Genomic DNA, 20,096 nt, shown 5'->3' on the forward strand with positions numbered 1-20,096 from the left:
CAATGCCAGCACTTAAACGCATGAATAAACGCGATTTAATCTACCACCACGCAAAAACACCCGAAAAAAACAAGGGGCCCCGAAAGGCCCCTTGCTTGTACTACCACTGCAAAGACGCTTACGCGTCAGGTGCAGCCTTGGCAGCCGGCTCACTGTTTTCGTAGATATACAGTGGCTTGGACTTGCCTTCGATAACGCTTTCGTCGATCACCACCTTACTCACCTCGGACTGCGAGGGGATTTCGTACATGGTGTCGAGCAACACGCCTTCGAGGATCGAACGCAGACCACGTGCACCGGTCTTGCGCTCCAATGCCCGCTTGGCCACTGATTTGAGCGCGTCGGTACGGAACTCGAGGTCCACACCTTCCATCTCGAACAGCTTGGCGTATTGCTTGGTCAGGGCGTTTTTCGGCTCGGTGAGGATCTGAATCAAAGCCGCCTCATCCAGCTCGTCCAACGTCGCCAGGACCGGCAGACGACCGACGAATTCCGGGATCAGGCCGAACTTGACCAGATCGTCAGGTTCGACTTCACGCAGGGACTCGCCTACCTTCTTGCCTTCTTCCTTGCTACGCACTTCCGCGCTGAAACCGATGCCGCCACGGGTGGAACGCTGCTGAATAACCTTTTCCAGCCCGGAGAACGCACCGCCACAGATAAACAGGATGTTACGCGTATCGACCTGCAGGAATTCCTGCTGCGGGTGCTTACGGCCGCCCTGGGGCGGTACCGAAGCGACCGTGCCTTCGATCAGCTTCAACAGTGCTTGCTGCACGCCTTCACCGGAAACATCCCGAGTGATGGACGGGTTGTCCGACTTGCGCGAGATCTTGTCGATTTCGTCGATGTAGACAATACCCATCTGGGCCTTCTCTACGTCGTAGTCGCACTTCTGCAGCAGTTTCTGAATGATGTTCTCGACATCTTCACCCACGTAGCCAGCCTCGGTGAGGGTGGTGGCGTCGGCAATGGTGAACGGAACGTTCAGCAGGCGAGCGAGGGTTTCCGCAAGCAGGGTTTTACCCGAGCCTGTAGGACCGATCAGCAGGATGTTACTCTTGCCGAGTTCGACTTCGTCGCCTTTCTTGTCACGCTGGTTCAAGCGCTTGTAGTGGTTGTACACCGCTACGGCCAGAACCTTCTTTGCACGCTCCTGACCAATCACGTACTGGTCAAGGATGCCGCTGATTTCTTTAGGCGATGGGAGTTTGTGCGCACTGCTCTCGGCCTGGGCTTCCTGCACCTCCTCGCGGATGATGTCATTGCACAGGTCGACGCATTCGTCGCAGATAAACACCGAGGGGCCGGCAATCAATTTGCGTACTTCATGCTGGCTTTTGCCACAGAAGGAGCAATAGAGCAGCTTGCCGTTGTCCTCGCCGTTGCGGGTGTCAGTCATTCGTTCGATCCAAATCCGATAGGCTTGCAACACAAGATGAAGGCTTATGCGGGCTTTTTCAAGCCCGCCAGTGGTCGGACATGCCGATCAGCCCTATTTTGAGCGGCTTATATTAAGCGGGGCGCTTTTCGATCACTGCGTCGATCAACCCGTACTCACGGGCGGCTTCAGCGCTCATGAAGTTGTCACGGTTGGTATCACGCTCGATTTCTTCAAGTGTGTGCCCGCTGTGCTTGGCCATCAGCGTGTTGAGGCGCTCACGAATGAAGAGGATTTCCTTGGCATGGATTTCGATGTCCGATGCCTGGCCCTGGAAACCACCCAGTGGCTGGTGAATCATCACGCGTGAGTTCGGCAGGCAGTAACGCTTGCCCTCGGCGCCGGCAGTCAGCAGGAATGCACCCATGCTGCAGGCCTGGCCAATGCAGGTAGTCGACACGTTCGGCTTGATGAACTGCATGGTGTCGTAGATCGACATGCCCGCAGTCACCGAACCGCCCGGCGAGTTGATGTAGAGATGGATGTCCTTGTCCGGGTTTTCCGCTTCAAGGAACAGCAGTTGCGCACAGATCAGGTTGGCCATGTAGTCCTCTACCGGGCCAACCAGAAAGATCACTCGCTCCTTGAGCAGGCGCGAGTAGATGTCGTAGGCGCGTTCACCACGAGCGGACTGCTCGACAACCATCGGGACCAGGCCGCCAGCGGCCTGGATATCAGAGTTCTGCTGAATATAGGAATTACGGAACATGCTCTGCAGTTACTCCCAAATAGTCATGTCTTGAAAACGCATAAGCCAGCGCGAGGCTGGCTTATGGTTGAATTTCCAACGAGTTGGACAATCAGTCGGCTTGTGCTGCTTCCGCCGGTTTGACTGCTTCTTCGTAAGAGACCGCTTTATCGGTCACCTTAGCCTTCTGCAGAACAGTATCCACAACTTGTTCTTCCAGCACAACCGAACGTACTTCGTTCAGCTGCTGGTCGTTCTTGTAGTACCAGGACACGACCTGCTCAGGTTCCTGGTAGGCCGACGCCATTTCCTGGATCATTTCGCGAACACGGTCTTCGTCTGGCTTGAGGTCGAACTGCTTGACCACTTCAGCCACGATCAGGCCCAGCACGACGCGGCGCTTGGCTTGCTCTTCGAACAGCTCGGCCGGCAGTTGGTCAGGCTTGATGTTGCCACCAAACTGCTGAACCGCTTGTACGCGCAGGCGATCCACTTCGTTGGACAGCAGGGCCTTGGGCACTTCGATCGGGTTGGCGGCCAGCAGACCGTCCATGACCTGATTCTTGACCTTGGACTTGATCGCCTGACGCAGCTCACGCTCCATGTTCTTGCGAACTTCGGTGCGGAAGCCTTCGATACCGGTTTCCTTGATGCCGAATTGCGCGAAGAACTCTTCGTTCAGCTCTGGCAGCTTAGGCTCGGAAACGCTGTTGACGGTCACGGTGAACTCGGCGGCTTTGCCGGCCAGGTCCAGGTTCTGGTAGTCAGCAGGGAATTCCAGGTTCAGAACACGTTCTTCGCCGGCTTTGGCGCCAACCAGGCCGTCTTCGAAGCCAGGGATCATGCGGTTGGAACCCAGCACCAGCTGAGTGCCCTTGGCGGAGCCACCAGCAAATACTTCGCCGTCGACCTTGCCAACGAAATCGATGTTCAGTTGGTCTTCGTTCTGGGCGGCACGCTCGACCACTTCGAAACGAGTGTTCTGCTTGCGCAGGATTTCGAGCATGTTGTCCAGGTCCGAATCAGCCACTTCGGCGCTCAGGCGCTCGATAGCGATACCGTCGAAGCCCGCTACTTCGAATTCCGGGAACACTTCGAATACGGCTACGTATTCCAGGTCCTTGCCGGCTTCCAGGGACTTGGGCTCGATCGACGGCGAGCCAGCCGGGTTCAGCTTTTGCTCGACAACGGCTTCGTAGAAGGAAGCCTGGATCACGTCACCTACAGCTTCCTGGCGCGCATCGGCACCAAAACGACGCTTGATTTCGCTCATTGGCACTTTGCCTGGACGGAAACCAGCGATCTTGGCCTTTTGGGCAGTCTGCTGCAGACGCTTGTTGACCGCAGTCTCGATACGCTCTGCCGGCACGGTGATGCTCAGGCGGCGCTCGAGAGCAGTAGTATTTTCAACAGAAACTTGCATGGATATTCCTCGTTGCACAGACATTAGCCGGCCATTTCCGACCCCAATCAAGGGCATGCATTCTAGTGGGTCAAACTCAAGAAGTCACCCTACTGAAAATACACCCGGAAACCGCCGGCAATTTATCGGTACGAAGGCACTGAAGTACCTCGCCCCGGTGACAAATACAGCCAATTGCGCCAGGGCTCTGCGCCGCCCCTCTATATATAGAAGAAGCTGCCATCCATCTCCCTGACGGCCCGCCCCGCGAACGGAGCGGACAGGCAACGCGGCATCATCGAGACACACAAATACGACGAATCGCGCTGCCGATGCGGCCCAGTACCTGCGACCGCCGAGATAATCAAACCGCCAAAACCAAAAAAGGCGCCAGACTGTTAAATCTGGCGCCTTTCGAATATGGGGTGGACGAAGGGGATCGAACCCTCGACAACGGGAGTCACAATCCCGTGCTCTACCAACTGAGCTACGCCCACCATATTGCGTTAACAAAGAAACCAAACCACTTCTTTGTTGAACCCTGCCCCGCCTGACGGCCGAGCAACGTTTTATTTGGTGCGGATGAAGAGACTCGAACTCTTACGCCTCGCGGCGCTGGAACCTAAATCCAGTGTGTCTACCAATTCCACCACATCCGCGCTTGAAGCTCTTAAAGCAAAGGCGCCAGACGATTAATCTGGCGCCTTTCAAATATGGGGTGGACGAAGGGGATCGAACCCTCGACAACGGGAGTCACAATCCCGTGCTCTACCAACTGAGCTACGCCCACCATCTAACGCTACTTGTGCCAAAGCTGCCTAATGGCGCACCCGGCAGGACTCGAACCTGCGACCATCCGCTTAGAAGGCGGATGCTCTATCCAGCTGAGCTACGGGCGCCTGATTAATCTGTACTCTTGGAGGATTACAAACTAAGTGTTTCCAGCCTTGCAGGACAACAATTCTGCTCGACCTTCTAACCAGTGCTAGGCTGTGCCCGACAAGTGCGACGAATAGTATAGAGGGTCCCGAAACCCGTCAAATCTTTTTTGAAAAAAACTGATTTTATTTAAGGGGTTAGGGCAATTTGCAGACCAAGCGCCTTTGCCCTCGCGCCCTGGCGTGCGAGAATGCGCGCACTTTTCTTCCCCCTCTCGATGGTTAATCACGCGTAATGACTGCACAACTTATCGACGGCAAATCAATCGCCGCCAGCCTGCGCCAGCAGATCGCCAAACGCGTCACCGAGCGTCGCCAGCAAGGCCTGCGCACGCCTGGCCTCGCGGTGATCCTGGTCGGCAGCGATCCTGCCTCTCAGGTTTATGTCTCGCACAAGCGTAAAGACTGTGAAGAGGTCGGCTTTATCTCCAAAGCCTATGACTTGCCTTCGGAGACCACTCAACAGGCCCTGACCGACCTGATTGACAGCCTCAACGATGACCCGAACATGGACGGCATCCTGCTCCAGCTGCCGCTGCCCGAGCACCTGGACGCCTCCAAACTGCTGGAACGCATCCGCCCGGACAAAGACGTCGATGGCTTCCACCCTTATAACGTCGGCCGCCTGGCCCAGCGCATCCCACTGCTGCGCCCCTGCACGCCCAAAGGCATCATGACTCTGCTGGAAAGCACCGGGGTCGATCTGTATGGGCTTGACGCGGTTGTGGTTGGCGCCTCGAATATCGTCGGCCGCCCCATGGCCATGGAATTGTTGCTGGCCGGCTGCACCGTGACCGTCACCCACCGCTTCACCAAGGACCTCGCCGGCCATGTGGGCCGCGCTGATCTGGTGGTGGTCGCCGCAGGCAAGCCGGGCCTGGTCAAGGGTGAGTGGATCAAAGAAGGCGCAATCGTGATCGACGTCGGCATCAACCGCCAGGATGACGGCAAGCTGGTGGGCGACGTGGTGTACGAGACCGCCCTGCCCCGCGCAGGCTGGATCACCCCGGTTCCCGGCGGCGTAGGCCCGATGACCCGGGCGTGCCTGCTGGAAAATACGCTGTATGCAGCAGAAACCCTGCACAGTTGATAACCAGGCGTACTGAAAAAGCCCTGCCTTATCGCGGGGCTTTTTATTGCCCGAAAAAAACCTGTTTATTCATAGTTTTTAAGTACTTTCGTCCGGTTCTGGAAGAACATTCGACAGTTTCTGATCCATACTCCTAAAATGTAACGCCATTTGTCACCAAACCCGTTCCCAAACGGTATTTCCTTACTTTTTAGCGAGTTCATCCGCGTGAAAATTCGTCTTTCCATTGTCAGCCTATTTTTTGCACTGACGGGCACCTTCGCAAACGCTGCCGAAACCACCTTGGCCCCGCGTGACGCCTCCAAACTGCAAATCGCCTCCGGCAGCGCCATGCTCGTGGATTTGCAGACCAACAAGGTCATCTATTCCAGCAACCCCGATGTGGTGGTCCCCATCGCTTCCGTGAGCAAGCTGATGACCGGCCTGATCGTGCTGGAAGCCAAGCAGGACATGGATGAATACATCGACATCAACATCACCGACACACCAGAGATGAAGGGCGTGTTCTCCCGGGTGAAGATCGGTAGCCAAATGCCGCGCAAGGAAATGCTGCTGATCGCGCTGATGTCCTCGGAAAACCGCGCCGCCGCGAGCCTGGCCCACCATTATCCGGGCGGTTACGCGGCGTTCATTGCCGCGATGAACGCCAAGGCCAAGGCGCTGGGCATGACCAGTACCCATTACGTGGAACCTACGGGCCTGTCGATCCATAACGTGTCGACCGCCCGCGACCTGAGCAAGCTGCTGGCCTACGCACGCAAGTTTCCGATGTTGAGCCAGCTGAGTACCACCAAGGAAAAAACCGTGGCGTTCCGCAAGCCCAACTACACCCTGGGCTTCTCCAACACCGACCACCTGATCAACCGGGCCAACTGGGACATCAAGCTGACCAAGACCGGTTTTACCAACCAGGCCGGGCATTGCCTGGTGCTGGTGACCAGCATGGGTAACCGCCCGGTGTCGCTGGTGATCCTGGATGCTTTCGGCAAATTCACCCACTTCGCCGATGCCAGCCGTATTCGCAGCTGGGTCGAGACCGGCAAGGGCGGCGCGGTGCCGGATGTGGCGTTGCGCTACAAGGCTGACAAGAACCTGAAGAACCGTGCGGGTGTGACAGAAGTCCGCCGTTAAAAAGAACACTGCAGAACCCATGTGGGAGGGGGCTTGCTCCCGATAGCGGTGGATCAGTCACTGATACTGTGAATGACACACTGCCATCGGGAGCAAGTCGAATCGTCGCACCGCCCCTCCCACATTTTTATTTGTGTTCCGCCAGCACCTTGAGTGCTTGGGCCGCCGACTGCTCCTGCCCGGACTGGGCGGTCGCATTCGCCGCCTCGCGCCAACGCTGCGCGTCCACACTCGCCGGCAACTGGCTCGGACGCTGGGTAAGAATCGCCCAATTCCCCGCGCTCTTCCACGCCGACTCAAAGTCGCTGAAGCCCATCATCAATCGCCGCTCCCTGCCGGAACGCAACAGCACCGTGCTCTTTTGCTGGTTGAATCCCACCACCACGACATAGCGCGGGTCGGACCAGAAGCTTGAGTTGATCCGCGCCATCACCGGGTAACCCGCCGCCACCTGCGCCAGCACCGCGGTCAGCCTGGCCTCCAGTGGATACACCATCAACCCGTACTCGCGCGCCAGCTTCTGCATGTTGCGCTCAAGGTCCGCTTCGGCGCCTGGCAAGTGCAGCGGCTTATCCAGCAACCCCGGTGTCATGACAATGCCTTGTTGCGACAGCATGCTGGCCAGAGCCGTAGGACCGCTCTGATAAGCCTCGCTGCGAAAGGTCGGTACGCCGTTGAGTTCAACCCGCTCCGGCAGGCCGGGGAGTTTCGAAGGATGGCTGGAACAGGCCGTCAGCCCCAGGGCGCAGGCCAGCAGGATGGATGCTTTAAGGTTCGACCGTAAGCGCAATTTTTTACTCTCTTGATCAACTGCCGGTGAGGGCTCCGATCATAGGACGCTCTTGGGCGGGGGTATAGCCTTCAGCGTCGGTAAAACGCCGGCGATAGAGCAAACGAGTTGGACAGACACGACCATTGGTCAATAGCAGGCAACCACCGGGTAGCTAGACTGTCCATTGGGAAGACTGTGTATAGACCCCGGACGGGGCGAAGGGAGGCCTGAATGAGCCTTGCAACGACGATTTTCATGCTGATCTGCGGTTGGCTGGCGGTGGCCGCCGCCATGTTGTGGGGGGTCATGCGCGTGACCCGCCGCCATCATCACCCCCACGTCAAACCCACTGCGCCCGCCAAGCCGAGCAAGACGACGGCGCATCACGCCTAGCCGGGCATGCAGGTAAAGTCTTGCGTGGCGGCAACCTCTTTGCCATGCCCATCCTTGAGCGCTGCGCGCACCGTGGTCCCGAGGCTCGACTCCTCCAGAGTGTAATGCTCACCCGCCTTGAAATGCCTGTACTCGACCCGGCCCTGGCAGTCCTGCTGGTTGTCGTCGCCGGGCTCTTCTTCAAACAACGTCACGTCCAGTCGATGGTCCCCAGGGCTCACTTCAAAGTAGCGCCCGTCATCCACGCGCTGACCGTCGACGCGCTCGGCCAACAGGTCATTCGGTGCTTCTTCTTTCAAGCCGATCCAGGCTTCGCTCGGGTCGGCCTGGGGTATCGGGCCAGCACACGCCGACAACACCAAGGCGGCAGCCAGGGCGGGAATCAACAACAGGGTTTTCGGTGACATGGCAGGGCTCCAAAGCACATCAGTAAAAAAGGCGTATCCGATGGCTGACAAGCTTGAAGAGCTGCCGTTTGTAGAACAAATGAATACACATGAAAGGATCTTCAGCCGTTACCTAAATCTTCCTTCACCTGGCTGAAAGGTGCGTGTTAGGTGGGTCGGGCAAGACTGCCGGGGTTTGCAATCCTGCTTTTCTCGGAGACTCACGCATGCTCGGGCTGGTAAAGACCGCACTGCACAAGCCGTACACCTTCATCGTGTTGGCCATATTCATCTGCATCATCGGGCCGATGGCGGCCCTGCGTACGCCCACGGATGTGTTCCCCGATATCGGCATTCCGGTGGTCGCCGTGGTCTGGCAGTACAACGGCCTGTCGCCGGACGCCATGGCCGGGCGGGTGATCTACACCTACGAACGCTCCCTGAGCACTACCGTCAACGACATCGAACATATCGAATCCCAATCCCTGCCCGGCATGGGCATCGTCAAAATCTTCTTCCAACCCGGCGTGGATATCCGCACCGCCAACGCCCAGGTCACGGCGGTGTCCCAGACCGTGCTCAAACAGATGCCACCGGGCATTACGCCGCCGCTGATCCTCAACTACAGCGCGTCCACCGTACCGATCCTGCAAATGGCGTTCTCCAGCCCGAGCCTGTCGGAAGCCAAAATCCGCGACCTGGTGCAGAACAATATCCGCCTGCCGCTGAGCGCCCTGCCCGGCCTGGCGATGCCCACGCCGATGGGCGGCAAGCAGCGCCAGATCACCCTCGACCTCGACCCCCAGGCCCTGGCCGCCAAAGGTTTGTCGGCCCAGGACGTCGGCAATGCCCTGGCGCTGCAGAACCAGATCATCCCGGTGGGCACCGCCAAGCTCGGCCGCAACGAATACACGATTCTGCTGAACAACAGCCCCAAGGCCATCGATGAGCTCAATGACTTGCCGATCAAGAATGTCGACGGCGCGATCATCACCATCGGTCAGGTCGCTCATGTGCGGGATGGCTCGCCACCGCAGACCAACATCGTGCGCGTCGACGGCCACCGCGCCGTGCTGATGCCGGCGTTGAAGAACGGCAGTATTTCCACTCTGTCGATCATCGACGGCATCCGCCAGATGCTGCCGCGCATCAACGAAACCCTGCCGCCGTCGCTGAAGACCTCACTGCTGGGCGATGCCTCGGTGTTCGTCAAGCAGTCGGTGGGCAGCGTGGCCCAGGAAGGCATCATCGCCGCCCTGCTGACCAGTGCGATGATCCTGCTGTTTCTCGGCAGCTGGCGCTCGACGCTGATCATCGCCGCGTCGATTCCCCTGGCGGTGCTGTCGGCCATCGCGCTGTTGGCGGTCAGCGGGCAAACCCTGAATGTGATGACCCTGGGCGGCCTGGCCCTGGCGGTGGGCATTCTGGTGGACGACGCCACGGTGACCATCGAAAACATCAACTGGCACCTGGAACAAGGCAAGGCGGTGAAGACGGCGATCCTCGACGGCGCCGCGCAAATCGTCGGCCCGGCGTTCGTCTCGCTGCTGTGCATCTGCATCGTGTTTGTGCCGATGTTCTTGCTGCAAGGCATCGCCGGGTATCTGTTCCGGCCGATGGCGCTGGCGGTAATTTTTGCCATGGCCAGTTCATTCATTCTCTCGCGCACCCTGGTGCCGACACTGGCGATGTACCTGCTCAAGCCGCACACGCCGGAGCAAGGTGCAGGGCATCATCCGGAAGATGAATTCATCAATCACCATGAAGGTGATCAGCACAAGAAACCGCGCAATCGAGTGCTGCAAGCGGTGCTGAATTTCCAGCAGGGATTCGAGCGGCATTTCTCGAACATCCGTGACACTTACCACGGCCTGCTGCTGCTCGCGCTGGGCGCGCGAAAGCGCTTTATCGTCGGTTTTCTCGCCTGCGTGCTGGCCTCGTTCGTGTTGCTGCCGAGCCTGGGCCAGGATTTTTTCCCGGCGACCGATGCCGGTGCGCTGGCACTGCATGTGCGCCTGCCGCTGGGTACGCGCATCGAGGAAAGCGCCGCTGCGTTCGACCGCATCGAAGCGCGGATTCGCGAAGTGATCCCGGCCCAAGAGCTGGACACCATCGTCGACAACATCGGCATCCCCCTCAGCGGCATCGACATGGCCTACAGCAGCAGCGGCACCATCGGCCCGCAGGACGGCGATATTCAGGTCACGCTGAAAAAGGACCACGCGCCCACCGCCGACTACGTCAAGAGACTGCGTGAAGCCCTGCCGCAAAGCTTCCCAGGCAGCCACTTTGCGTTTCTGCCGGCGGACATCAGCAGCCAGATCCTCAACTTCGGCGCGCCGGCACCGCTGGACGTCAAAATCTCCGGGCGCAGCGATGCCGAAAACCGCGCCTATGCCGTAGCGCTCGAACGGCGCCTGCAACACGTGCCCGGCATCGCCGACCTGCGCATTCAGCAATCCACCGGTTATCCGTCGCTGCAGGTGAATGTGGACCGCCTGCGCGCCAATGGCCTGGGCATCACCGAGAAAGACGTGACCAACAGCATGGTCGCCTCCCTCGCCGGCAGTTCCCAGGTGGCGCCGACGTTCTGGCTGAACCCGGCCAATGGCGTGTCCTATTCGATCGTGGCCGCAACGCCGCAATACCGCCTCGACAGCCTGCCTGCGCTGGAGGCGCTGCCGGTGACCGGTGCCGACGGCCAGTCACAAATCCTCGGCGGCGTGGCGAGTATCTCGCGGGTACAAAGCCCGGCGGTGGTCACGCACTACAACATCGAGCCCACCCTGGACCTGTATGCCAACGTGCAGGGCCGCGACCTCGGCGGCGTCGCGCGTGATGTGCAAAAAGTGCTGGATGACACCGCGTCCATGCGCCCCAAAGGCGCGACGATCAGCCTGCACGGGCAGATCGATGCGCTGCACGAGGCGTTCAGCGGGTTGAGCTTCGGCCTGCTCGGCGCGGTGGTGCTGATCTACTTGCTGATCGTGGTCAATTTCCAGTCCTGGGCCGACCCTTTCGTGATCATCACCGCGTTGCCCGCCGCACTGGCGGGGATCGTGTGGATGCTGTTTCTCAGCGGCACCTCGTTATCGGTGCCGGCCCTCACCGGCGCGATCCTGTGCATGGGCGTGGCCACCGCCAACTCGATCCTGGTGGTGAGCTTCTGCCGCGAACGCCTGGCCGAACACGGCGATGCCTTGAAAGCCGCCATGGAAGCCGGTTACACGCGCTTTCGCCCGGTGTGCATGACCGCCCTGGCGATGATCATCGGCATGCTGCCCCTGGCGCTTTCCGAGGAGCAGAACGCGCCGCTGGGCCGCGCGGTGATCGGCGGCTTGATCTTCGCCACCATCGCCACCTTGTTGTTTGTTCCCGTGGTTTTCAGCCTGGTCCACGGCCGTCACCCTACCCGCGCAACTGCTGGAGAAATGCCCCATGTCGTCTGATCACAAACCCTCGCGCAAGCGTCTGATGCTCCTGGGTGTGGGCGGCCTGACCGTGGCCGCCCTGTTGGTCGCCAACGGCTTGCACGCGCGTGCGCTGCATGAACAGTCGGTCACCGCCTGGACTGAAACAGCGGCCATCCCCCAGGTGCTGGTGTTCCAACCCAAACAGAATGCCGCGGGCGATACCCTGCGCTTACCCGCGCACTTGGAGGCCTGGAGCAAAGCGCCGATCCATGCGCGGGTCAGCGGCTACCTGAAAGACTGGAAGGTCGACATCGGCAGCCAGGTCAAGGCTGGGCAAATTCTCGCGCAAATCGACAGCCCGGACCTGGACCAGCAACTGGCGCAAACCCACGCCCACCTGGTTCAGGAACAGGCGAATGCGCGCCTTGCCGCCACCACCGCAACGCGCTGGCAAAACCTGTTGGCCAGTCATTCGGTGTCACGCCAGGAAGCCGATGAAAAAACCTCGAACGCCGCCGCTGCCAAAGCCAATGCCCAGGCTGCCGCCGCCGACTATGCGCGGTTGTGTGCGCTGGAAAGCTACAAGACGATCCGTGCGCCGTTCGCCGGCACCATCACCGCGCGCAACACCGATATCGGCCAGTTGATCAAGGCCGACACCGACAGCGATCCGGAACTGTTCAGCATCGCCGACACCCACCAACTGCGCCTGTACGTGCCGGTGCCACAGAACTACGCGGCGGTGATCCGCCCTGGTCTGGAAGCCGAGCTGAGCGTGCCCGAACATCCGGGCGAACACTTCAAGGCGCACCTGATCGGCGACTCCACCGCCATCGACCGGCGCTCCGGCACCCTGCTCGCGCAGTTCGTCGCCGACAACCCGAACGGTGAGCTGTTGCCCGGCGATTACGCCGAAGCCACCCTGCCGATTCCGGCGGACACCCACGGCGTGAGCATCCCGGCCAGCGCCTTGATCTTCCGTGCACAGGGCACCCAGGTCGCGGTGCTGGATCCGCACAACCATGTGCACCTGCAAGACATTCATATCGGCCTGGACCTGGGCGAACGCCTGGTGATCGACCAGGGCCTGAAACCCGCCGACCGCATCATCGACAACCCGCCCGACGCCCTGCGCGAAGGCGACCCGGTACAACTGGCCGACGCCACAGGGGGTGCCCATGCGCCCAAGGCTTAAACCTTTTGCGGCCTGCCTGCTGCTGGCGTTGCAAGGCTGCTCATTGGAGCCCAACTACCAGGTGCCGTCGGTTGACCTGCCAGCGGGTTACCGCGAACACACCAGCGATGGCCCGTGGCACAGCGCGCAGCCGTCCGATCAACTGATGCCGCAGTGGTGGAAACTGTACAACGACCCAACGCTCAATGAGCTGCAACAGCAACTGCTCAAGGCCAACCCGGACCTGGCCGCGGCGCTGGCGCATTTCGATGCGTCCCAGGCGTATGCCAGTCAATTGCATGCCGGGCTTTTCCCACAGATCAGCGCCAGCGCGCAGCCGTTGCGCCAGCGGCAATCGGATTCCAGACCGTTGCGCGGCACGACACAGCCGTCGGTGTACAACAGCGACACCGCCGGGTTTTCGTTGAGTTACGACCTGGACCTATGGGGCAAAATCCGCAACCAGGTCGCGGCCGGCGACGCTCAGGCCCAGGCTTCCGGCGATGACCTGGCAGTGGCGCGGTTGAGCCTGCAACGCCAGTTGGCGACGCTGTATGTGCAGCTCAACGGGCTGGATGCGCAGAGCCGGATTCTCGCCCACTCGCTGGAGGACTTCAGCCAGGCGCTGCAACTCACTCGCAGCCGTTATGAGGGCCAGATCGCGTCGGAACTGGACCTGACCCGCGCGCAGAGTCAACTGGCCGAGGCCAAGGCGCAACTGGATGACGTGCGCGGGCAGCGCAACCTGACCGAGCATGCCATCGGCGAACTGGTCGGCGCGGCGGCCAGCGATTTCTCCTTGCCGCCGAGCCCGCAGTTGATTGCCTTGCCCGGCATTCCCTCACAGCTGCCGAGCCACCTGCTGCAACGTCGCCCGGATATCGCGGCGGCGGAACGGCGCGTGTTTGCGGCCAATGCCAACATTGGCGTGGCCAAGGCGGCCTGGTATCCGGACTTCAGCCTGACCGGATTGATCGGCGGCCAGACCCAGGGCGTGGGCAACCTGCTTACGGCGGGCAATCGGTATTGGGCGCTGGGGCCGTTGATGAACCTGCCGATCTTTGATGGCGGCCGCTTGAGTGCCAACGAACGCCAGGCCAAGGCCGAGTTTGAAGAAGCGTCGGCGCAATACCGCAGCCAGGTGCTGAAGGCCGTGCGCGAGGTCGAAGATAACTTGGCGCAACTGCGGGATTTGCAGCAGGAGGCGCAGGATGAACAAGCGGCGGCGGATGCGGCGCAGCACACGCAAGTATTGGCGATGAACAGCTATCAGGCCGGAGCCGTGAGTTATCTGGATGTGGTCACCGCGCAAACGGCGGCGTTACAGGCGCAGAGGACGTTGCAGGCGGTGCAGACGCGGCAGTTGCAAGCAAGTGTGGGCTTGGTTACGGCGCTGGGGGGTGGCTGGAAACTGGGTGGCTGACATGGTGTTGCAGCGTCAGCTCCGGCCTCATCGGGGGCAAGCCCCCTCCCACATTGGTTTTGCGCCAGACACACAATGTATGAACAACGCCGGCCCCCTGTGGGAGGGGGCTTGCCCCCGATAGCGCCCTTCCAGACACATCCTGCCAAAAGCCTGTCCATCAACTCCCGCTCTCCGATCTAGCCTCTCTGAACACATCTTGAGAGGGCCAAGGAATGGCAGATTTACCCGCTTCACATCGCCTGCGCATCGGACGCTTCAGCGAACCAAACCGCATCTACCTCGTCACCACCAATACTCACGAACGCCTACCGATATTCAACAGTTTTCACCTTGGCCGCTTGGTGGTCTGGCAGTTTCGGCTAGCCCAATACCAAGGGCTGGCGAACTCTCTAGCTTGGGTGATCATGCCGGACCATTTTCACTGGCTGCTTGAGCTGAAAAAAGGCTCGCTGGCGGATTTGATGCGCCAGGTGAAATCCAAGAGCACGCGGTCCGTCAACGGCGCGACTGGCCGCAAAGGCCGGCTCTGGCAGGAAAGCTTCCACGACCGGGCACTGCGCAAAGAAGATGACCTTGTAAAAATGGCCCGGTACGTAGTGGCCAACCCATTGCGAGCAGGTCTGGTCGAGCGAATTGGCGACTACCCATTGTGGGATGCCATCTGGGTCTGACGCCTGGCAACATTTTCTGAAACAACACAGTCAAATGTGGGAGGGGGCTTGCCCCCGATGGCGGTGTATCAGTCACCAAACTTATTCACTGACCCACCGCCATCGGGAGCAAGCCCCCTCCCACATTTTTTTAACCGCATTTCAGGCCCGAAGCGGCCAGCATCGCGCGCAACAGCACCGCACACCCCGCTGCCAGATCATCCGGCGCGGCGTTCTCGATTTCGTTATGGCTGATGCCACCCTCACACGGCACGAAGATCATTCCCGCCGGGCCCAGTTCGGCGAGGAAAATCGCGTCGTGCCCGGCCCCGCTGACGATGTCCATGTTCGACAAGCCCAAGCCATTCGCCGCATCGCGCACGGCGTCTACGCAGCCTTTGTCGAAGTACAGCGGCGGGAAGTCGGCGGTGGGTTCCAGCTCGAAACTCAACCCATGTTTGGCGCAGGTCTCATCAATCACCGTGCGCACCTGGGCAATCATCGAATCCAGCCGCGCCGGCTCCAAGTGACGAAAATCCAGGGTCATGCGCACTTCACCGGGAATCACATTGCGCGAACCGGGATACGCCTGCAGGCAACCCACGGTCCCACAGGCGTGCGGCTGATGCCCCAGCGCCGCCGCATTCACCGCAGCCACCACCGCTGCCGCGCCGACCAGGGCGTCCTTGCGCAAGTGCATCGGCGTAGGCCCCGCGTGTGCTTCGACGCCGCGCAGTTTCAGGTCGAACCATTTCTGCCCGAGTGCGCCGAGCACCACGCCGATGGTCTTTTTCTCATCCTCCAGGATCGGCCCCTGTTCGATATGCGCTTCGAAGTACGCCCCGACCTTGTGCCCGCTCACCGGCCGCGTACCCGCATAGCCGATAGCATTCAACGCATCGCCCACGCTGACGCCGTCCGCATCGACCTTGGCCAAGGTCTCGGCCAGGGTGAATTTCTCGGCGAACACGCCGGAGCCCATCATGCAGGGTGGAAAGCGCGAGCCTTCTTCGTTGGTCCACACCACCACCTCCAGCGGCGCTTCGGTTTCGAGCTTGAGGTCGTTGAGGGTACGCAGGACTTCCACTCCGGCCAGCACGCCGAAGCAACCGTCGAACTTGCCGCCCGTGGGCTGGGTGTCGACGTGGCTGCCGGTCATCACCGGCGGCAGGTCAGGATTGCGCCCGGGACGCCGGGCGAAAATATTGCCGATGCCGTCGACGGTCACCGTACACCCGGCCTGCTCGCACCACTGCACGAACAGGTCGCGGGCCTTGCGGTCGAGGTCGGTGAGGGCCAGCCGGCACACCCCACCTTTTGGGGTGGCTCCGAGTTTGGCCAGGTCCATCAGCGACTGCCACAAGCGGTCGCGGTTGATGTGCTGATGGGATGATTGCAGGACGTCGAGGGCAGCGTTCATGGGGATCTCCTCAGGCTGTAAGCTCTTATGAATTGACGCGATTCCAACAGTCAAAAAGTGGCCAAATGTGGGAGGGGGCTTGCCCCCGATAGCGGTGGTTCAGTTACAGGTGAGTTGATTGACACACTGCAATCGGGGGCAAGCCCCCTCCCACATTGACTGTGTTCACAAGGATGATTTGGCGGGCATCCGGGTGATTGCGCGCCTGGCATTGAGGCCGTAATACAACACCCCGCCCAATGCCGAACCGGTAAACCAGCCGTAGCTGTAGAACCAACTGAATGCATCGCTACCCAGGGACAGCAAGGTCAGCACCACCGGCACGCCAAAGGCGACGAAGCCGCTCCAGTTCCACGCCGGGTACACGTCGTCGCGGTACAGACCGGCCAGGTCCAGCTGCTGTCTGCGGGTGATGAAGTAGTCCACCACCATGATCCCGGCGATCGGCCCCAACAGGCTGGAGTAGCCGAGCAGCCAGTTGGAATACACCGTTTCCAGGCTGACATCGGACACGATCAGCCCGAGTTTTTTCAGCAGCTCATGGGCCATCAACGCCAGCCCCACCACCCCGGTAAGAATCACCGCCGTGGTGCGGTTGATCAGCTTGGGCGCGATGTTCTGGAAGTCGTTGGTCGGCGAGACAATGTTCGCCGCCGTGTTGGTGGACAAGGTGGCGATGATGATCAGCGCCATGGCGATGGCGACCCACACCGGGCTCTGGATATGGCCAATCAGGGTGACCGGGTCGGACACGCTGACCCCCACCAGTTTCACCGAGGCCGCAGTCATGATCACGCCAAGCGCAGCGAACAGGAACATGGTCAGCGGCAGGCCGAAAATCTGCCCAAGGATCTGGTCCTTCTGGCTTTTGGCATAGCGGCTGAAGTCCGGGATATTCAGCGACAAGGTGGCCCAGAACCCGACCATGGCAGTCAGGCCCGCCATGAAATAACCCGTCAGGCTCGCCCCTTCGGGACGCTTGGGCGGAATCGCCATCAGCTCACTGATCGACACATTCGGCATCGCCCACACCAGCAAGCCAATGCCCACAGCGACCAGCAACGGCGCCGAGAGGGTTTCCAGGCGCTTGATCGACTCGGCGCCGCGCAGCACCACCCACAAATTCAGGCACCAGAAAATCATGAAACCGATCACTTCCCCGGTGCCGCCAAGGGATTTCCAGCCCTCGAAAATCGAGCCCAGGAACAAGTGAATCGCCAGGCCGCCAAACATCGTCTGGATGCCAAACCAGCCACACGCCACCAGCGCCCGAATCAGGCATGGCACGTTGGAGCCGAGGATGCCGAACGATGAGCGCAACAGCACCGGAAACGGGATGCCGTATTTCGTACCGGGAAACGCATTGAGTGTGAGGGGGATGAGCACCACGATGTTGGCCAGCAAAATCGCCATCAGCGCCTCGCCCACCGACAACCCGAAGTACGCGGTGAGCACGCCGCCCAACGTGTAGGTAGGCACACAAATCGACATGCCGACCCACAGCGCAGTGATGTGCCATTTGTTCCAGGTGCGTTCGTGCACCTTGGTCGGTGCCATGTCGTGGTTGTAGCGAGGGCTGTCGAGGACGTCGGGGCCGGCGTCGAGTTCGTACAGGCCGTTACGTTCGATGACTTGCGATCTGTTCTGTTGCATGGCCGCTCCACGGTTTTTTTAAAATTATTCTTGCTCACCTGCACGGTTAAGGCAGGTGGCCGGAGTACCTCGTCGACAACATGACATCTCGGGCCCGGCCAGCCGCCACTGCACTCAATAACCGTGCCGACCACCGCCTCCCGACCCACACTGCATCTATAACTGGCTGATGTTTATCAGCTTTATCCGGTTGACCGATTGCATCTTCGGAACTTGCCCTGGAACTCGGGGTGAATAGCAAGGAAGTTGTCCGAACCTTCAGGACTCAATCTGGTGCAACACAATTATTTTTATTTCCCGGCCCCGTCAAGCGCCATCGTTCAACCGGCTGATTTGCAATAAGAAATGTTGTTCAAATCGACAACCTGTCAAGTGCGTCAAAATGGTATAGCGCTGCATCATTTTGGTGATTTTTGATTTTTAATCTTATAAATCAAATAGTTATAGTAGTTATAAGCTTAATAAAAATATTCTTGCTCAATCGAAAAACTCGGGCTAGTTTCTATTCCTGTCACCGATGACAGGAACCAACCAGTTATCGGCGAGCCGTATTACAACACTTAGAACTGGCACAAGCCGGTCAAGCCTGTGAGGAACTCGACATGTCGCTGTTGATCCGTGGCGCTACCGTTATTACCCATGATGAAAGTTACCGCGCCGATGTGTTATGCGCAGGCGGTCTGATTCGTGCTATCGGCACGGACCTGGATATTCCCGCCGGCACTGAAACACTCGATGGCAGCGGCCAATACTTGATGCCCGGCGGTATTGATCCCCATACCCATATGCAACTTCCGTTCATGGGCACCGTGGCCAGTGAAGACTTTTTCAGTGGCACGGCGGCGGGGCTGGCCGGTGGCACCACGTCGATCATCGACTTCGTGATCCCCAACCCGCAGCAGTCGTTGATGGAGGCGTTCCACCAGTGGCGCGGCTGGGCCGAGAAATCGGCGTCCGACTACGGCTTTCATGTGGCGATCACCTGGTGGAGCGAACAGGTCCGCGAGGAAATGGCCGAGCTGGTCAGCCATCACGGCATCAACAGCTTCAAGCATTTCATGGCCTACAAGAACGCGATCATGGCGGCCGACGACACCCTGGTGACCAGTTTCGAACGCTGCCTCGAACTGGGCGCGGTGCCCACGGTGCATGCGGAAAACGGCGAGCTGGTCTATCACCTGCAACGCAAGCTGATGGCCCAGGGCATCACCGGGCCGGAAGCGCATCCGCTGTCGCGCCCTTCCCAGGTGGAAGGCGAAGCGGCCAGCCGTGCAATCCGCATCGCCGAGACCATCGGCACGCCGTTGTACCTGGTGCACGTTTCCACCCAAGAGGCGCTGGACGAAATCACCTATGCCCGGGGCAAGGGCCAGGCGGTCTACGGGGAAGTGCTCGCTGGCCACCTGCTGCTGGACGACAGCGTCTATCAACACCCCGACTGGCAGACCGCCGCCGGCTACGTGATGAGCCCACCGTTCCGCCCGCGTGGGCACCAGGAGGCGCTGTGGCACGGTTTGCAATCGGGCAACCTGCACACCACCGCCACCGACCACTGCTGCTTCTGCGCCGAGCAAAAGGCCGCCGGGCGTGACGACTTCAGCAAGATCCCCAACGGCACCGCCGGTATCGAAGACCGCATGGCGCTGCTGTGGCACGAGGGCGTCAACACCGGGCGCCTGTCGATGCAGGCTTTCGTCGCGCTGACCTCCACCAACACCGCAAAGATCTTCAACCTCTACCCGCGCAAAGGCGCGATTCGCGTCGGCGCCGATGCCGACCTGGTGCTGTGGGACCCGGAGGGCACGCGCACCATTTCCGCCAAGACCCACCATCAGCAAGTCGATTTCAACATCTTCGAAGGCAAGACCGTACGCGGCGTGCCGAGCCACACCATCAGCCAGGGCAAGCTGGTCTGGGCCGATGGCGACCTGCGCGCCGAGCGTGGCGCCGGGCGGTATGTGCAGCGGCCGGCGTATCCGGCGGTGTTCGAACAGTTGCGCAAGCGGGCGGAGCATTCCAGGTCCTTTGCTGTGAAACGCTGAGACCGCCATCGGGGGCAAGCCCCCTCCCACACTGGATCTATGTGAACCCGATCAAATGTGGGAGGGGGCTTGCCCCC

The 20,096-nt window shown here is 60.1% G+C and carries 15 protein-coding genes and 4 tRNA genes; 8 read left to right on the forward strand and 11 right to left on the reverse strand.

Annotation, left to right across the window (positions count from 1 at the left end):
• Positions 1-118: 118 nt before the first annotated feature.
• The 7 genes from clpX to C4J92_RS16485 all read right to left on the reverse strand — a co-directional run bounded on the left by clpX (position 119) and on the right by C4J92_RS16485 (position 4,430).
• Positions 119-1,402 carry an ATP-dependent Clp protease ATP-binding subunit ClpX gene (gene clpX / locus C4J92_RS16455; RefSeq protein ID WP_010209414.1) on the reverse strand — a complete coding sequence of 428 codons (1,284 nt, stop codon included), beginning with the start codon at positions 1,400-1,402 and terminating at the stop codon, positions 119-121.
• Positions 1,403-1,514: 112 nt separating this feature from the next.
• On the reverse strand, positions 1,515-2,150 hold the full coding sequence (gene clpP, locus C4J92_RS16460; RefSeq protein WP_003174822.1) for an ATP-dependent Clp endopeptidase proteolytic subunit ClpP: 636 nt from the start codon (positions 2,148-2,150) through the stop codon (positions 1,515-1,517).
• Positions 2,151-2,241: 91 nt separating this feature from the next.
• Positions 2,242-3,552, reverse strand: a complete 1,311-nt coding sequence (gene tig / locus C4J92_RS16465; protein ID WP_124363387.1) for a trigger factor — start codon at positions 3,550-3,552, stop codon at positions 2,242-2,244.
• Positions 3,553-3,952: 400 nt separating this feature from the next.
• A tRNA-His gene (locus tag C4J92_RS16470) sits at positions 3,953-4,028 on the reverse strand.
• Between the two features lie 77 nt (positions 4,029-4,105).
• Positions 4,106-4,190, reverse strand: a tRNA-Leu gene (locus C4J92_RS16475).
• Between the two features lie 55 nt (positions 4,191-4,245).
• Positions 4,246-4,321: transfer RNA gene (locus C4J92_RS16480), tRNA-His, on the reverse strand.
• Positions 4,322-4,353: 32 nt separating this feature from the next.
• A tRNA-Arg gene (locus C4J92_RS16485) sits at positions 4,354-4,430 on the reverse strand.
• Positions 4,431-4,704: 274 nt separating this feature from the next.
• On the opposite strand from C4J92_RS16485, the gene folD reads away from it, so the two are divergent.
• Both folD and pbpG read left to right on the forward strand, forming a co-directional pair.
• On the forward strand, positions 4,705-5,559 hold the full coding sequence (gene folD / locus C4J92_RS16490; RefSeq protein WP_124371143.1) for a bifunctional methylenetetrahydrofolate dehydrogenase/methenyltetrahydrofolate cyclohydrolase FolD: 855 nt from the start codon (positions 4,705-4,707) through the stop codon (positions 5,557-5,559).
• Positions 5,560-5,766: 207 nt separating this feature from the next.
• Entirely contained in the window at positions 5,767-6,690 is a 924-nt protein-coding gene (gene pbpG, locus C4J92_RS16495; protein WP_124363392.1) for a D-alanyl-D-alanine endopeptidase, read from the forward strand.
• Between the two features lie 127 nt (positions 6,691-6,817).
• On the opposite strand, the gene C4J92_RS16500 is transcribed toward pbpG, so the two are convergent.
• Positions 6,818-7,480, reverse strand: coding sequence for a peptidase C39 family protein (locus C4J92_RS16500; protein ID WP_124404610.1), 663 nt, complete (start codon positions 7,478-7,480; stop codon positions 6,818-6,820).
• A 213-nt stretch (positions 7,481-7,693) separates the two neighbouring features.
• On the opposite strand from C4J92_RS16500, the gene C4J92_RS26995 reads away from it, so the two are divergent.
• Complete coding sequence (locus C4J92_RS26995; RefSeq protein WP_164487541.1) at positions 7,694-7,855, forward strand: hypothetical protein; 162 nt, start codon at positions 7,694-7,696, stop codon at positions 7,853-7,855.
• Here C4J92_RS26995 and C4J92_RS16505 read toward each other — a convergent pair.
• Positions 7,852-8,262 carry a hypothetical protein gene (locus tag C4J92_RS16505; RefSeq protein ID WP_124371145.1) on the reverse strand — a complete coding sequence of 137 codons (411 nt, stop codon included), beginning with the start codon at positions 8,260-8,262 and terminating at the stop codon, positions 7,852-7,854. The two genes, C4J92_RS26995 and C4J92_RS16505, sit on opposite strands and share 4 nt — an antisense overlap.
• Before the next feature lie 206 nt (positions 8,263-8,468).
• On the opposite strand from C4J92_RS16505, the gene C4J92_RS16510 reads away from it, so the two are divergent.
• From C4J92_RS16510 to C4J92_RS16525, 4 genes are all read left to right on the forward strand, one after another.
• The gene (locus C4J92_RS16510; RefSeq protein ID WP_124404611.1) at positions 8,469-11,690 is read left to right on the forward strand and encodes an efflux RND transporter permease subunit; all 3,222 of its coding nucleotides are present in this window, start codon (positions 8,469-8,471) and stop codon (positions 11,688-11,690) included.
• On the forward strand, positions 11,680-12,849 hold the full coding sequence (locus tag C4J92_RS16515; RefSeq protein WP_124404612.1) for an efflux RND transporter periplasmic adaptor subunit: 1,170 nt from the start codon (positions 11,680-11,682) through the stop codon (positions 12,847-12,849). The genes C4J92_RS16510 and C4J92_RS16515 overlap by 11 nt, the downstream gene beginning before the upstream one ends.
• Complete coding sequence (locus tag C4J92_RS16520) at positions 12,833-14,251, forward strand: efflux transporter outer membrane subunit (protein WP_124404613.1); 1,419 nt, start codon at positions 12,833-12,835, stop codon at positions 14,249-14,251. The genes C4J92_RS16515 and C4J92_RS16520 overlap by 17 nt, the downstream gene beginning before the upstream one ends.
• A gap of 215 nt (positions 14,252-14,466) precedes the next feature.
• Positions 14,467-14,925, forward strand: a complete 459-nt coding sequence (locus C4J92_RS16525) for a transposase (RefSeq protein WP_124404614.1) — start codon at positions 14,467-14,469, stop codon at positions 14,923-14,925.
• 130 nt (positions 14,926-15,055) lie between these two features.
• Here C4J92_RS16525 and C4J92_RS16530 read toward each other — a convergent pair whose 3' ends face one another.
• Entirely contained in the window at positions 15,056-16,324 is a 1,269-nt protein-coding gene (locus C4J92_RS16530) for a Zn-dependent hydrolase (protein ID WP_124404615.1), read from the reverse strand.
• 165 nt (positions 16,325-16,489) lie between these two features.
• Positions 16,490-17,977 (reverse strand): NCS1 family nucleobase:cation symporter-1, encoded by a 1,488-nt coding sequence (locus tag C4J92_RS16535; protein WP_124404616.1) that lies wholly within the window; start codon positions 17,975-17,977, stop codon positions 16,490-16,492.
• Positions 17,978-18,579: 602 nt separating this feature from the next.
• Here C4J92_RS16535 and hydA point away from each other — a divergent pair.
• Positions 18,580-20,019 (forward strand): dihydropyrimidinase, encoded by a 1,440-nt coding sequence (gene hydA / locus C4J92_RS16540; RefSeq protein WP_124404617.1) that lies wholly within the window; start codon positions 18,580-18,582, stop codon positions 20,017-20,019.
• Positions 20,020-20,096 lie beyond the last annotated feature (77 nt).

Origin of the sequence: Pseudomonas sp. R3-18-08, assembly GCF_003852065.1 — a bacterium.
GTDB lineage: Bacteria > Pseudomonadota > Gammaproteobacteria > Pseudomonadales > Pseudomonadaceae > Aquipseudomonas.

Coding starts and splice junctions, on each gene's coding strand:
- clpX (WP_010209414.1), bottom strand. CDS start 1,402: ATGACTGACACCCGCAACGGCGAGGACAACGGCAAGCTGCTCTATTGC.
- clpP (WP_003174822.1), bottom strand. CDS start 2,150: ATGTTCCGTAATTCCTATATTCAGCAGAACTCTGATATCCAGGCCGCT.
- tig (WP_124363387.1), bottom strand. CDS start 3,552: ATGCAAGTTTCTGTTGAAAATACTACTGCTCTCGAGCGCCGCCTGAGC.
- C4J92_RS16510 (WP_124404611.1), top strand. CDS start 8,469: ATGCTCGGGCTGGTAAAGACCGCACTGCACAAGCCGTACACCTTCATC.
- C4J92_RS16525 (WP_124404614.1), top strand. CDS start 14,467: ATGGCAGATTTACCCGCTTCACATCGCCTGCGCATCGGACGCTTCAGC.
- C4J92_RS16515 (WP_124404612.1), top strand. CDS start 11,680: ATGTCGTCTGATCACAAACCCTCGCGCAAGCGTCTGATGCTCCTGGGT.
- C4J92_RS16530 (WP_124404615.1), bottom strand. CDS start 16,324: ATGAACGCTGCCCTCGACGTCCTGCAATCATCCCATCAGCACATCAAC.
- hydA (WP_124404617.1), top strand. CDS start 18,580: ATGTCGCTGTTGATCCGTGGCGCTACCGTTATTACCCATGATGAAAGT.
- C4J92_RS26995 (WP_164487541.1), top strand. CDS start 7,694: ATGAGCCTTGCAACGACGATTTTCATGCTGATCTGCGGTTGGCTGGCG.
- C4J92_RS16535 (WP_124404616.1), bottom strand. CDS start 17,977: ATGCAACAGAACAGATCGCAAGTCATCGAACGTAACGGCCTGTACGAA.
- folD (WP_124371143.1), top strand. CDS start 4,705: ATGACTGCACAACTTATCGACGGCAAATCAATCGCCGCCAGCCTGCGC.
- C4J92_RS16520 (WP_124404613.1), top strand. CDS start 12,833: ATGCGCCCAAGGCTTAAACCTTTTGCGGCCTGCCTGCTGCTGGCGTTG.
- C4J92_RS16505 (WP_124371145.1), bottom strand. CDS start 8,262: ATGTCACCGAAAACCCTGTTGTTGATTCCCGCCCTGGCTGCCGCCTTG.